The organism is Chitinophagaceae bacterium (genome assembly GCA_030053935.1).
Lineage (GTDB): Bacteria > Bacteroidota > Bacteroidia > Cytophagales > JASGCU01 > JASGCU01.
Genome location: JASGCU010000007.1, coordinates 7,009 through 21,740, shown reverse-complemented (window position 1 = coordinate 21,740; position 14,732 = coordinate 7,009). Strand labels below are relative to the sequence as shown.

Genomic DNA, 14,732 nt, shown 5'->3' with positions numbered 1-14,732 from the left:
TCTGTTCTGTCGTTCGAGAAAGATGGTAGATATTTTATTCGTGTTTATTTTTGATGCTTTCTGCTTCATGTGGGAGATTGGATTCGGGTGTATCTTTCAGAGATACTGTTTGTGGTATAAAGTCTTCTTTTGCACCGGGTTTACTGTAGTCATAAGCCCATCTATATACTTTGGGAATATTTCCTATCCAATTCCCGTGACCTAAAATACGTGGAGTTGTCCACTCTAATGTATTACTTTTCCAAGGGTTAAGGGATGCTTTTTTTCCATTAAAGATACTATAAAAGAAGTTGAATACAAAAATAAACTGTGCTGCAAATGTAATAATAGCTGCGGTGCTTACAAAAGTATTGAGATCAGTAAATCCTTGGAAAGCATCAAAATTTGTAAAAGAATAGTACCTTCGAGGAAATCCAGCTATTCCTATATAATGAAGAGGAAAAAATACAAGGTATATACCTATAAAAGTAATCCAAAAATGAATATATCCTAATGTTTCATTCATTGTTCTTCCAAACATTTTAGGGAACCAATGATACACTCCTGCTACCATTCCAAAAAAAGAGGCACTTCCCATAACTAAGTGAAAGTGTGCGACTACAAAATAAGTGTCGTGCAAATTAATATCTATTGCGGAATTTCCTAAAATAAGTCCTGTTAATCCGCCTGATATAAAGAATGATACTAATCCAATAGAAAAAAGCATTGCGGGAGTAAATATTATATTTCCTTTCCAGAGGGTGGTGATATAGTTAAATGCTTTTACGGCGCTGGGAACAGCAATTATGAGGGTGAGTATGGTAAATACGGTACCTAAAAATGGACTTAGCCCAGAAACAAACATGTGATGTGCCCAAACAATAAAAGAAAGTACAGTTATTGCGAGCATAGAGAATATCATTGCTTTGTATCCAAAAATAGGTTTACGAGAATTAGTGGAAATAATTTCAGAAGTTATACCTAATGCGGGTAACAAAACTATATACACTTCGGGGTGTCCTAAAAACCAAAATAAATGTTGGTATAAAATAGGGCTTCCTCCGACGTGTGATAATGCTTCTCCTCCTATATAAATATCTGAAAGATAAAAACTGGTACCGAAAGACCTGTCAAAAACTAATAATAATGCAGCTGAAAAAAGCACAGGAAATGAGAGTACTCCTATAATGGCAGTGAAGAAAAAAGCCCAAATAGTAAGCGGCATACGGGTAAAGTACATCCCTTCAGTTCTCAAATTTATTACAGTAGTTATATAATTTATACCTCCTAATAAAGATGATACAATGAAAAATACCATAGAAACTAACCAAAGCGTCATACCTAATCCGGAACCAGATATAGCGGTTTCTAAAGCACTGAGTGGTGGGTATACTGTCCATCCAGCAGAAGCTGGTCCTGTTTCAATGAATAAGGAAATAAACATAACAACACTGGAAAGAAAGAAAAACCAATAAGAAAGCATATTTAAAAATCCAGATGCCATATCTCTCGCTCCTATCTGAAGAGGTATTAAAAAATTACTAAAAGTACCACTCAATCCTGCAGTTAATACAAAAAATACCATTATAGTCCCATGCATTGTTACCAATGCTAAGTAAAACTCTGAATCTAATTTTCCATTTTCTGTTATCCATTTTCCCAGAAGAGGTCTGAGCCATCCTAAATCAGCATCAGGAAATCCTAACTGTAACCTAAAAATAACAGAAAACATCCCACCAATTATTGCCCAAAAAATCCCCGATATTAAAAACTGTTTTGCTATAACTTTATGGTCTGTAGAAAAAATATACTTAAATATAAAACTTTGTTCATGGTGTTCCCCATCCCCATGATGCTCATCGCTGTGTTGTATTTTATGATCCATATTTATGTTTGTAGAACTCATATCTATTATTTAATTTTTTATTTGTATGTATTATTTTTAAACTATGTAATTATAATTACAATAATGTTATAATTACAATAATTTTTATTTTCTTTTAGCAAAAATACTTTTTTTTAGAAAAAACTATTTTATCATTAAAAAATGAGTATTAAAAAGTATATAATTCAATTAAAAAATGTAATTATTGAGATATATAATCTTGTAATGTTTTAAAACTTACTACCTGAAAAATTATTGTAAAAAATTACATATAAAAATATATATTTCTGTATATTACATTTTTTATAATTAAAATATCCTATTTTGACGAAATTATTATTCCATATACATTTCAAAATAAAAAACACTACCAGAACCCACAAGTTATATGAGTCACATATTTTCTTTTATACATAAAAAAATCCAAGCACTTATTTTTTTTTCAGTAAAAACACGTTCAAAAGAAGAAAGAGATCTTTTACAGGTCTATTACTTTATTTCTATTGGTTCTCTCATCATTATTGCTATTTGTATTGTCTATCTATGGCATAATTTTTCTAAAAAATATGAAATTACCTTTTATGAAAAACCTATAAATTACTTAGTATTAGGAAATTTCTACGATGGATACGATGAGGATTCTATTCAAAAATTAATTTTTCACTATATAGATATAGCAGAAACAAAACAAATGAGAGGGAATGTGGTAGAAATAAAAGGTTCTGAAATGGGAGCTGATGATTTTTGTAAATTTTATGGGATTCTTTTAGAGTATGGAGCAAAAGAAAAAAATAGAGTTAATTATAACTCATTTTATATACAATCAGAAAGTTTTTTTCGGGTTAGTATTCACAATACAATAGAAGAGAAGGAAATACCTGAAGAAGAAATCAAACGGAGTATTATAGAAAAAATGAAAGAACAAGGAAATATATACCGTGATATTTCTATAAAAAAATACTATCCAGATAAAATAGTATTAGAATATCCAACATATTAAATTATTCATGCACAAACGAACATACTTTTTTCCAATCTCACTTCTTGTATTAATATTCATTAAGTATTATGCGCAAGCAGAAACGGATTCTCTTGCAAACAAAAATCAGGATTCTCTTGCAATGTCTATTATGGTACAAAAAATGCAAATAGAAAACCAAAAACTATACCAAGAAAATGATTCTCTTAAAAAACAAAACAAAGAGATAGATATTCTCAAAAAAGAAGTCATCACTTTAAAGGATAAACGCACTAAATTTAGAATTATACAAGGTTTTAGTGGATCTACTATCATTACAAATGATTATACATTACAAGTGAGAGAAAAAAACGAACTTGATAACAACGGTAATAAGCAATATGAGTATATTATAACAAATAAAAATAAAACAAATATAGAAGTAGCATTTCCTATAGCAGTGGGAATAATGGTTTTTGATTGGAAAAAACAAGACCTAAAACAAACTTTCAGCTCAGGATTATTAATAGGAACAGGGACTACCAGTTTTCTAAAAGATTTTTTTCTGGGGGTAACGCAAAAATTAGATGTGGTACAGATAGGATTCGGACTTAATATAAAGCAGGTACCTACTTTGAGACATAATTTAAAAGAAGGAGATGTAGTGCAACAAGGTCTTAATATTCCTACGGAGGATGTTTTTAAATTTGGATTTTTTTTCTCCATAGGAATAGACGGCGAAGCATTTTCAAAACTCTATAATTATATAAAATAAAGGTAACTATTACATTATAAGGTATGAATTTTATGAATACAATCCCGAAGAGATGGAATTATTATAAAAAACAATACGAACAACCACAACTCAGTACCGAGCTAAATAGTTACCAACAAACACATAAACATATAAAAAAATGAATAATATAGTATTAAATGGAGAGAATCTTTCTTTAGAAAAAGTTATAAAAATTGCTATTGCAGAAGAACGGGTATCTATAGACACTAGTAGATTACAAAAAAGCAAAGATTATATATATCAGAAAGTAAAAGAGAAAAAAATTATATATGGTATTACTACAGGTTTTGGTTCTAACGTAGATAAATCAATAAGCATAGAAGAATCACAATTATTACAGATACCACTCCTTCGTTCTCACGCATGTGGGGTTGGAAAAAACTTTTCTACAGAAATAGTTCGAGCAATAATGGTAATCCGCCTCAATACTTTACTTAAAGGATACTCGGGAGTGCAAGAATCTACGGTGAGACAATTAGAATTTTTTTTAAACGAAAAAATACATCCTCTCATACCTGAACAAGGATCCGTAGGTGCAAGTGGGGATCTTTGTCCACTTTCTCACATGGGGCTAGCCCTTATTGGAGAAGGAGAAGTAGAATATAAAGGAACTCCCTATAAAACCCAAGACCTCATCAACGCAAATACAATTCCACGATTTGTTCCCATTGTTTTAGGATATAAAGAAGCATTAGCATTAAATAATGGAACTACGGTAATAGCAGCTGTAGGTGTTATTGCATTGTATAAAGCATTAAGAATACTCAAAAATGCTACTTTTTCTTCAGCGTTTGTATTTGAAGGGTTATGTGCAAGAAAAGACGCATTTGCTTATGCAAAAATCCATGAAATAAGAAATCATAAAGGACAAACCGAAATTGCTCGTTGGCTTACTCATCTTTTAAAAGAATCTGAATACATAAATATCTCCCAAAAAGAAATTCTGCAGCACCTCGTAGATAATGAAAAAATCCCAAGTCCTTTACTAAAAGAACTATCAGAGATTAGTAGAAAAGAAAAAGATACTCAAGAACAAATTCCCCAGCATATTTTAGATGCTATAAAAGTATATGGAAGTAATGAAGTATCTATTCTCTTACATTTTGCAAAAAGAAAATGGAAACCACAAGATGCCTATTCTATCAGATGCATCCCTCAAGTTTTAGGTGCGAGTAAAACAGCCATAGACCACGCACTTTTTCTATTAGAAAACGAATTAAATGCAGCGGTAGATAATCCTCTTATTTTTGCAGAAGACAATAGAGTTATTTCAGGCGGTAATTTTCACGGGCAACCCATTGCATTGGTAATGGATTATGTAAAACTTGCTCTTGCAGAAATAGGAAATATTATGGAAAGACAAATAAACAAAATGGTGGACTCCCATACCAATGATTTTCTGCCCCGATTCCTTACTTCTGCTACGGGAGTAAATAATGGAGTGATGATTCTGCAATATGTAGCCGCTTCTTTAGTGTCAGAAAATAAAGTTTTGGTGCATCCTGCTTCTGCGGACTCTATACCTACTTGTGAAAATACAGAAGACCACGTAAGTATGGGAACTATTGCCGCTAGACAGGCATTAGAAATAGCACACAATATAGAAAAAATAATTGCTATCAATTTTATCGTCGGTTTTTATGCTCTTACCATTAGAAGAGAGCAATTTGCGGAGGTAAAACTTCAAAGAAACAATGCTATCGCTACTAATAAACTCTATGATCTTCTCAAAACCATAAATCCTCCTTTTCAAGAACCATCTTTTTGGAAAACAGATAGATTTTTTTCTCCCGAAATAAAACAAATAATAGAAAATATGGATACTATTGAAAAATTGGCAGATGAAATGTTGCCTCTTATGAATTAAAATTTATTTTGTATTGTTAAGCAAATATAGAAAGTTTATTACCATACTTCTCTACTGTAAAAGTTTCTACTTTTGATCCCTTATGTTTTTCTTTTGGAATTAATTTAGAATAATTTTTCTAATAATCAGTGCAAAATCCTTTGATATTCATTGTTTTGAGAATGTCCTATAATTTTCTATATTGGGAACAGAAAAAAACTTTTCCAAAGTTAAATGGAACACGTTTTTGTGTGAAAGAAAGTTTTTATAAAAGAGCTTTATTTATAAAATATTCTATTTTTTGTTTGAGAATAGGCATACCACTTATATTTTTCCCCTCCGCTGTAGAAAAAAAAGCTTGCCCTCCTCCGTTTCCATCTATGACAGAAGCAAATTCTTTCACCATTGCATTCGCATTCAGCTTATATTTTTGCATTACATCATCAGAAAAAAGAATACTCATATAAGGTTTTTGCTCTATATTTGCAAAGAGAATGAGTATAAGCGATGGTATTTCTTGCTTCATTTGAAAAGAAAGATTTTTCAGAGATTCTCTATCAGATATAGATATGGTTTCTATAATTACAGAAGTATTATGAAGCAGTTTTATGTTCTTTTTCAGAGATATTTTGAGAACCGCAATATCTTGCTGTTTGTAATGTTCTACTTGTTTTTGCAAAGTATTTTTCTCTTGTATTATTTCGGTTATTGTTTTTACCATATCTTTGGGATTTTGCAAAAGTGCTTGTAAATTTTGCAGTACCGATTCTTGTTCTTCTATTCTATTGATAGAGTTTTGAGCGGTTGTGGCTTCTATTCTTCTTACTCCTGCGGCAACGGAACTTTCATATCTTATTTTAAAAAGACCAATTTGTCCCGTATTTTTTACATGAGTTCCACCACAAAGTTCCACAGAAAACTTTGCATCAAAAGTTATTACTCGCACGTTATCTCCGTACTTTTCTCCAAAGAGTGCCATTGCCCCCATCTCTTTTGCTTTTTGAATCGGTATATTTCTTTTTTCATCTAAAGGAATATTTTCTCTTATTTTTTCATTTACCAGTCGCTCTACATTTTTTATATCCTCTGCTGTGAGTTTTGAAAAATGTGAAAAATCAAATCTGAGAATATGTTCATCTACCAAAGACCCTTTTTGTTGTACGTGCTGTCCAATAAGTTTTCGAAGGGCAGCATGCAAAAGATGTGTCGCAGTATGATTATTTTCTGTGAGCATTCTTTTGTTTTTATCCACTCGGCAGGTAATGGGTTCGCTAATGTTTTCGGGTATTTCATCGGTATAATGAATGATAAGTTCGTTTTCTTTTTTGGTATTGAAAACGGGTATATTTTTTTTGGAAGTTATGAGTGATCCAGTATCTCCCATTTGTCCACCACTTTCGGCATAAAATGGGGTTTTATCCAAAACTATTTGAAAATATTTTTTATTTTTTTCTTGAACTTCTCTGTATTGGATAATATGAGAAACCGTTTCTAAGGTATCATACCCTACAAATACAGACAGTTCTATATTATCTTTTACTATATTCCAATCAGAAGTATTCATTTTAGATGCTTTTTTAGACCTTTCTTTTTGAATTTGCATTTGGGTTTTAAATCCTTCTTCATCCACAGATAGATTATTTTCTCTTGCGATAAGGCAAGTAAGATCAAATGGAAATCCGTATGTATCGTAGAGCTCAAAAGCAACTTCACCTGAAATAATGTGCATTTGTTCTTTCACAATATCTATTTTTTTTAATCCTTTATGGAGAGTTCTTAAAAAAGAATTTTCCTCTTCTGCAATAACCTTCATCACAAAGTCCTGTTGGGCTTTTAGTTCGGGAAAAACTTCTTCAAATTGGATTGCGAGCAAAGGAACAAGAGTGTGCAGAAACGGTTCGTGAAATTCTAAAAAAGTGTAGCCGTATCGGACTGCTCTTCGCAGGATTCTTCTGACAACATATCCAGCTTTGTTGTTTGAAGGAATTTGCCCATCAGCTATTGTAAAAGAAATAGCCCTTATATGGTCACTGATAACTCTTATAGCTATGTCTTTTTGGGTATTTTTTCCGTAGAGGATGCACGCTTTTTGGGCAATATGTTGTATCATCCCTTGAAAAATATCTGTATCGTAATTGGATTGTTGCGATTGAATTGCCATAACTAAACGCTCTAATCCCATTCCTGTGTCTACGTGTTTTTCGGGGAGAGGTAAGAGAAGTCCTTGAGAGTTTCTATTATATTGTATAAAGACAAGATTCCATATCTCTACTACTAATGGGTTTCCCGTATTTACTAAGCTTTCTCCCGATATGTTTTTTCTATCGTTTTCTGACCTGAGGTCTATATGTATTTCGGAGCAGGGTCCGCAGGGTCCTGTTTCACCCATTTCCCAAAAATTATCTTTTTTAGAACCGAATAATATTCTTTCGGCTGGGAGGTATTTTTTCCAGAGAGTATATGCTTCTGTATCTTGTTCCAATTTTTCAGCAATATCCCCTCCGAATACTGTGGCGTAGAGTCGTTCTTTTGGTAGTTTATAAACTTCTGTGAGTAGTTCCCATCCCCATTGGATTGCTTCTTCTTTGAAATAATCTCCGAAAGACCAATTTCCCAACATTTCAAACATAGTATGGTGATATGTATCCAGTCCTACTTCTTCTAAATCATTATGTTTCCCCGAAACTCTCAAGCATTTTTGAGTATCTACCATTCGTTTTGCTATGGGTATTTTATTTCCCAAAAAATAATCTTTAAATTGGTTCATACCCGCATTTGTAAACATAAGGGTTGGGTCATTATGAATAACAATGGGGGCCGAAGGGACTATTTTATGCCCTTTTTTTTCAAAAAAATGGAGAAATTTATTTCTAATATCTGATGCTTTCATATAATTAATAGATTAATTTTCATGTGAAATATCTTCGTAAAAGCATTTTCTGCACCTTGCTTGGTATGCGTCTGTTGCTCCCAACATTATTTTTTCTTTTTTAGCAACAAATCTGAAAGAATATGAAGCTACCTCTCCGCATTTCATACATATTGCTTGAATTTTCGTTACGTATTCTGAAATAGACATAAGGATGGGCATTTGCCCGAAAGGGTTACCTAAAAAATCCATATCTAATCCCGCTACTATGACTCTTTTCTGAGAATTTGCCAGATCAGAACAAACTGAGACTATTTCTTTATCAAAAAATTGTGCTTCGTCTATACCTACTACTTGACATTCTTCTGATAATGGTATAATTTCAGATGCTTTTTTTACACTAATAGATTCTATTTTTCTATTATTGTGGGAAACAATAAAATGTTCGTCGTAACGAATATCTATTTCGGGTTTAAATATTTTTACTGTTTGCCCTGCTATAATAGATCTGTTTAATCTTCTTATGAGTTCTTCAGTTTTTCCGGAAAACATAGGACCGCATACGATTTCTATCCATCCACTATAGTGGTGTGCATGTTTTTTTTCATGCCCCATATCTTTTAGTTTGGTTTCTAAAAACATTTTTTAACTGATAGAAGTTTTTTATGAGTAATAAAAATAAGAAAGTATTTCTACTATTGGTGGTTTCTATTAAGAGATTTTAGCACCTTCAATCCCTGCTTTTGCATACTCTTCCGCGTCTAATTTTGTTTTTATAGACTTAAAAGCATCTATAGTTATTTTTACATCTTCTACTGTGTGTGCTGCTGTAGGTATGATACGAAGCATTATAACATCCTTTGGAACTACAGGATATATAATTCCTGAGCAAAATATTTTATATTGTAATCGTAAATCTTTAATAAGATTTGCTGCTTCTAATACGCCACCTTTTAAAAGAACTGGTGTTACTGGAGATTGCGTGGTACCTATGTGAAATCCATTTTTTTTGAAACCATCTTGAATGAGATGCACTATATCCCATAGTTTTTTACGCAGTTCGGGATTTGTTTTTACGAGTTCTAAACGCTTCATTCCTCCTATGACAAAAGCCATTGGAAGAGATTTAGCAAATATTTGAGAACGGGTATTATATTTTAAATAGGTAATAACATCTTTTTCTCCTGCTATAAAAGCACCTATACTTGCCATAGATTTTGCAAAAGTAGCAAAATAGAGATCTATTCCTTCTTGGACGTTTTGTTCTTCTCCTACTCCCGCTCCTGTTTTTCCCATTGTTCCAAATCCATGTGCATCATCTACTAAAAGTCGAAAAGAATAAGATTGTTTTAAGGCAACAATTTCTTTTAATTTTCCTTGATTCCCACTCATTCCAAATACTCCTTCGGTTATGACTAAAACTCCTCCGTTTTGCTCGGATGCTATTTTTGTTGCATTTTTTAAAAGATGTTCTAATTTCTCTATATTATTGTGTGGATATGCAAATCTTTTTCCCATAAAAAGTCGAACCCCGTCTATAATACATGCATGGCTTTCTGCATCATATACAATAACATCATGTCTTGATGCTATTGCATCTATAATAGACATTATGCCTTGATAACCATAATTAAGAAGCATAGATGCTTCTTTTTTTACAAAATCGGATAGTTTTTTTTCAAATTCTTCATGATGCACTGTATTTCCTGTAAGCATTCTTGCTCCCATAGGATATGCTAATCCCCACTGTTTAGAAGCTTCTTCGTCTATTTTTCTAACTTCAGGATGATTTGCTAAACCCAAATAGTTATTCAAACTCCAGTTTATCATCTGATGCCCTTGAAATAGCATATGAGGAGAGATAGAACCTTCTAATTTGGGAAACATATAAAAATTATTGTCAAATGAGGCTTGTGAACCTAAGTGCCCTTTATTTTTTTGTACCTTATCAAAGATATCCATTAAATTGTATTAAGTATATTGTTTTGTATGATAATTTTAAATATATTTATTTTTCTTTTCATCATTTTCTTTTAATACCCTTCTCAAAATCTTTCCTACATTACTTTTAGGTAATTCTTTTGTGAATTCTATATGTTTAGGAACTTTATACCCTGTTATATTTTTGTGACAAAATGCTATAATTTCTTGTTCAGTAAGAGAATCATCTTTTTTTACTATAAATGCTTTAGGAACTTCAGAAGAATGTAAATCGGGAACACCGATTACGCCCACCTCTAAAACTTTAGGATGGAGTGAAATAGCCGCTTCTATTTCGTTAGGATATACATTAAAGCCTGAAACTAATATCATTTCTTTTTTGCGATCTATAATTTTAAAAAAACCATCTGTTTCCATAAAACCAATATCGCCTGTTTTGAAGTACCCACGAATAAAAACTTTATCTGTTTCTTCAGGTCTTTGCCAATAACCTTTCATAACTTGAGGTCCTTTCACACATATTTCCCCCGGTTCCCCTTGTTTTACTTCTTCTCCGGCATCATTCAATAGTATTACTTCTGTACTTGGCACAGGAATTCCAATATACCCTGGTTTATCTGTTCCATTAAAAGGGTTTGCAGTAGCTACGGGAGAAGTTTCTGTCAATCCATATCCTTCTATTAAAGATGTATTAGTAAGTTTTTTCCATCTTTCAATAGTTGGTATTTGAACTGCCATTCCTCCGCCGAGTGCTATTTTAACTTTTGAAAAATCTAATTTTAAAAAATTTGGTTGATTCATAAGCCCGTTAAATAAAGTATTAACACCTGTTATAACTGAAAAAGGGTATTTTTTTAATTCTTTTAAAAAATTGGGCATATCTCTAGGATTCGTAATCAAGATATTTTTGGCTCCTATTTTACACATACACAAACAGTTACAGGTAAGAGCAAATATATGATAGAGAGGGAGAGCGGTAATAACTACTTCTTTTCCGTTTTCTAAATTACTAATTGCCATCCAAGCCGAAACTTGTTCTAAATTAGCTATAATATTTCTATGTGTAAGCATAGCACCTTTAGAAACTCCTGTAGTTCCTCCTGTATATTGTAAATATGCTAAGTCATCTCCTTTTATAGATATATTTGTAAAGGAACTCTCATATTTTTTGTTGATAGTATTTTCAAATTTTATAATACCAGGTATGTTATAGTTCGGTACCATTTTTTTTACTTTCTTCACTACAAAATTTACAATATGCTTTTTAAAACCCCCGAGCATATCACCTATTTCTGTTACAATAATGTTTTTAATTTTTGTGTTTTCTTTTATTTGTTGAAGATTGGCACAAAAATTTTCTAATATAATGATAGTTTCTGCTCCGGAATCATTGAGTTGGTGTTGCATCTCTCTTGGTGTATAGAGAGGATTATTATTTACTACTACTAATCCTGCACGCAAAGCTCCAAACATAACTATTGGATACTGAAGGAGATTTGGCATTTGAATAGCAACTCTTTCTCCTTTTTTGAGATGGAGTTCATTTTGTAAAAATGAGGCGAATCTCAAACTATAGGTATCTAAATCTTTGTAAGTTATTTCTTTTCCCATATTTACAAATGATGGAAGGTTTGAATATTTCTGAAAACATTCTTTCATAAGATCGGGGATAGAATGAAAAGCATCTGCATTTATTTCAACCGGAACTCCTGTGGGATAATTCTTTAGCCATGTGTATTTATTATTATTCATATATGTATTGGTTAATGTAATAATGTATTGATTAATATAATAATGAAATTTAAACAATTTGTGTATTTAAATTCTATCTCAATGTATGTTTTTATTCTTGTTTACAAGTAGTAAATAACATCAACTAAACAAACTATATTATATTTGAAAGCATTATATGAACTCTTAAACAAGGGTTACAAAAATTGTATACTGATTTGATGTGTAATGAGTATTTTTTTTATGATACTATTTTTGCTCATTTTCACATTTTATGAGATGTAATTTCAGGTTTATAGTGTTTTGTTAGAGAATATAGAACACAAAATTCTTTTTTTATGCAAGTAATTCTTTCACTTTTAAGGCGGCGTCTTTTAAAGCAATAGCAGAAAATACTTTTAGTCCTGATTCTTGAATAATTTTACTCCCTTCTTCTGCATTAGTTCCTTGGAGGCGTACAATGACAGGGATTTTTACGTTGCCAATACTTTTATATGCTTCTACTACTCCATTTGCTACTCTATCGCAGCGGACTATGCCTCCAAATATATTTATGAGAATAGCTTTTACTTTTGGGTCTTTCAGGATAATTCTGAAACCGGCTTCTACTGTTTTAGCATTTGCGCCTCCACCTACGTCTAAAAAATTAGCAGGTTGTCCGCCCGATAATTTAATTATGTCCATAGTAGCCATTGCTAATCCTGCTCCATTTACCATGCATCCTACATTTCCATCTAATTTTACATAATTCAGTCCAGATTTCCCTGCTTCTACTTCGGAAGGGTCTTCTTCTGTTTCATCTCTCAAACTTGCTAAATCAGGATGACGAAATAAAGCGTTATCATCTATAGTTACTTTTGAATCTACAGCTATAATTTTGTTATCTGATGTTTTTAAAACAGGATTTATTTCAAATAAAGAAGCATCTATGGATATATAAGCATTGTATAAGGCGTTCAAAAATTGTATCATTTCTTTGAAAGCATTTCCTTCTAATCCCAATTTGAAAGCAATTTTTCGGGCTTGAAAAGATGTTAGACCTAATCCTGGATCTATCCATTCTTTTATTATTTTATTGGGGGTTTTATGCGCTACTTCTTCAATATTAATGCCTCCTTCGGTAGATGCCATGATGACATTTTTTCCTTTATCTCTATCTAATAAGATGCCTACGTAGTATTCTTTTGGATTGAATTCTCCTTCGTAATAAACATTTTCGGATATGAGTATTTTATTTACTTTTTTCCCTACTGGTCCTGTTTGTAAAGTTACAAGCGTACCTCCTAATATTTTTTTTGCTGCTTCTTTTACTTCTTCTATGGACTTTACTAATACGACACCTTTAGATCCTGTTTCTTTAATAGTTCCTTTTCCTCTTCCGCCCGCATGTATCTGTGCTTTTATTACATACAAATTTGTTTTTGTAAGATCTTGTAGTTTTTTTGCTGCTTCAACGGCTTCTTCAGGGGTATTGGCTACAAATTCTTGTCCTACTGTTACTCCATACTTTTTGAGTATGGTTTTTCCTTGGTATTCATGTAAATTCATACGTATATTTTTTATACAAACATGAGAAAATAAGTGTATTATATTTTCCCATAACTTGTAGTTTTATAATATCTACAAGTCATGAAAAGATATTTTTAAATACAATATTATTATTTAATTTCTAATAATTCTACATCAAATTTAAGAATAGCATTAGGAGGAATAACTCCACCCGCCCCTCTTGAACCGTATCCTAATCCCGATGGAATATAAAGAGTTGCTTTTGCTCCTTTATTCAAAAGAGCGATTCCTTCGTCCCATCCAGTTATAACTTGTTGTGCTCCTAATATAAATTCGAATGGTTCATTTCTATCATACGAAGCATCAAATTTTGTACCGTCTAATAAATATCCTGAATAATGTACTAATACTCTTTTTCCTGCTGATGCTTTTTCCCCTGTTCCTTCTTTTGTAATTACATAACGCAGCTGTGATGGAGTAGTTTGTGCTGTAATATTTTGTTGTTTTAAATATTCATCTATAGTAACTCCGTCTTTTATATTCATTTCTTGTGCCATTTCTTGTTCTTTTTTTCTTTGCTGTTGATAAAATGCTTCTTGTTTTTGTTGAAATTCTTCTCTGGATAGTATGTTTTCTACTCCTACATAGAACTTAATAAAATCTGTTTTTACGACAGAGTCCGGAAGGGGGGATTGAATTGTTTTTTCGTAAAAGTCTTCTGCTGTAAGAGAGAAAGAAACGCTATCTCCTTTTTTCAAAAGAGAAAAAACATCATATAATTTTCCTAAATTCTTTTGCATAGTAGTATCACATTGTATGCCCATAGGGATACCATTTTTAGATGTGTTAAAAAGTTCTTTATTATTTTTCTCTATAACCCATTTTATATTGAGAGACATTATTTGATTAGTATTTGCTACTGAATCGGTAGGTGCTCCTTTTTTTATATAAGATACTTTAACTCCCGAGCTTGTGGTGAATTCATTACTTGCACAACTATACATTATACTTATAGCTCCTATCATCCCTACTATTTTAATACGACTTACCATGTAATTTTTAATTTGTTTGATAATAATTAAGTGTTATGTGTTTGATTTATAAAAAAGAAAGTGGTGAGAAAGATTTTATGGACTTATTACTATTTCACCACTTTGAGAATGCAAAAATTAGTGTAATTTAAAAGTAATAGGGAGTATCATCCGAACTTTTACTGGT

The 14,732-nt window shown here is 31.8% G+C and carries 10 protein-coding genes; 3 read left to right on the top strand and 7 right to left on the bottom strand.

Going from position 1 to position 14,732, the window contains the following annotated elements:
• Positions 1–34: 34 nt before the first annotated feature.
• Entirely contained in the window at positions 35–1,864 is a 1,830-nt protein-coding gene (locus QM536_01765) for a cbb3-type cytochrome c oxidase subunit I (GenBank protein MDI9355736.1), read from the bottom strand.
• 388 nt (positions 1,865–2,252) lie between these two features.
• Between QM536_01765 and QM536_01760 the strand changes: the two genes are divergently transcribed.
• From QM536_01760 to QM536_01750, 3 genes are all read left to right on the top strand, one after another.
• Entirely contained in the window at positions 2,253–2,864 is a 612-nt protein-coding gene (locus tag QM536_01760) for a hypothetical protein (GenBank protein MDI9355735.1), read from the top strand.
• A 142-nt stretch (positions 2,865–3,006) separates the two neighbouring features.
• The gene (locus QM536_01755; GenBank protein MDI9355734.1) at positions 3,007–3,597 is read left to right on the top strand and encodes a hypothetical protein; all 591 of its coding nucleotides are present in this window, start codon (positions 3,007–3,009) and stop codon (positions 3,595–3,597) included.
• 139 nt (positions 3,598–3,736) lie between these two features.
• Entirely contained in the window at positions 3,737–5,485 is a 1,749-nt protein-coding gene (locus QM536_01750) for an aromatic amino acid ammonia-lyase (GenBank protein ID MDI9355733.1), read from the top strand.
• Between the two features lie 244 nt (positions 5,486–5,729).
• On the opposite strand, the gene alaS is transcribed toward QM536_01750, so the two are convergent.
• The 6 genes from alaS to QM536_01720 all read right to left on the bottom strand — a co-directional run bounded on the left by alaS (position 5,730) and on the right by QM536_01720 (position 14,566).
• Positions 5,730–8,354 (bottom strand): alanine--tRNA ligase, encoded by a 2,625-nt coding sequence (gene alaS, locus QM536_01745; protein ID MDI9355732.1) that lies wholly within the window; start codon positions 8,352–8,354, stop codon positions 5,730–5,732.
• A 12-nt stretch (positions 8,355–8,366) separates the two neighbouring features.
• Positions 8,367–8,975 (bottom strand): thymidine kinase, encoded by a 609-nt coding sequence (locus QM536_01740; GenBank protein ID MDI9355731.1) that lies wholly within the window; start codon positions 8,973–8,975, stop codon positions 8,367–8,369.
• A 69-nt stretch (positions 8,976–9,044) separates the two neighbouring features.
• The gene (locus QM536_01735) at positions 9,045–10,295 is read right to left on the bottom strand and encodes a pyridoxal phosphate-dependent aminotransferase family protein (GenBank protein ID MDI9355730.1); all 1,251 of its coding nucleotides are present in this window, start codon (positions 10,293–10,295) and stop codon (positions 9,045–9,047) included.
• 36 nt (positions 10,296–10,331) lie between these two features.
• Positions 10,332–12,026 (bottom strand): AMP-binding protein, encoded by a 1,695-nt coding sequence (locus QM536_01730; protein MDI9355729.1) that lies wholly within the window; start codon positions 12,024–12,026, stop codon positions 10,332–10,334.
• A gap of 315 nt (positions 12,027–12,341) precedes the next feature.
• Positions 12,342–13,553, bottom strand: coding sequence for an ADP-forming succinate--CoA ligase subunit beta (sucC, locus tag QM536_01725; GenBank protein MDI9355728.1), 1,212 nt, complete (start codon positions 13,551–13,553; stop codon positions 12,342–12,344).
• A gap of 110 nt (positions 13,554–13,663) precedes the next feature.
• A complete protein-coding gene (locus QM536_01720; protein ID MDI9355727.1) occupies positions 13,664–14,566 on the bottom strand; it encodes an FKBP-type peptidyl-prolyl cis-trans isomerase in 903 nt (300 codons plus the stop codon).
• Between the last annotated feature and the right edge of the window lie 166 nt (positions 14,567–14,732).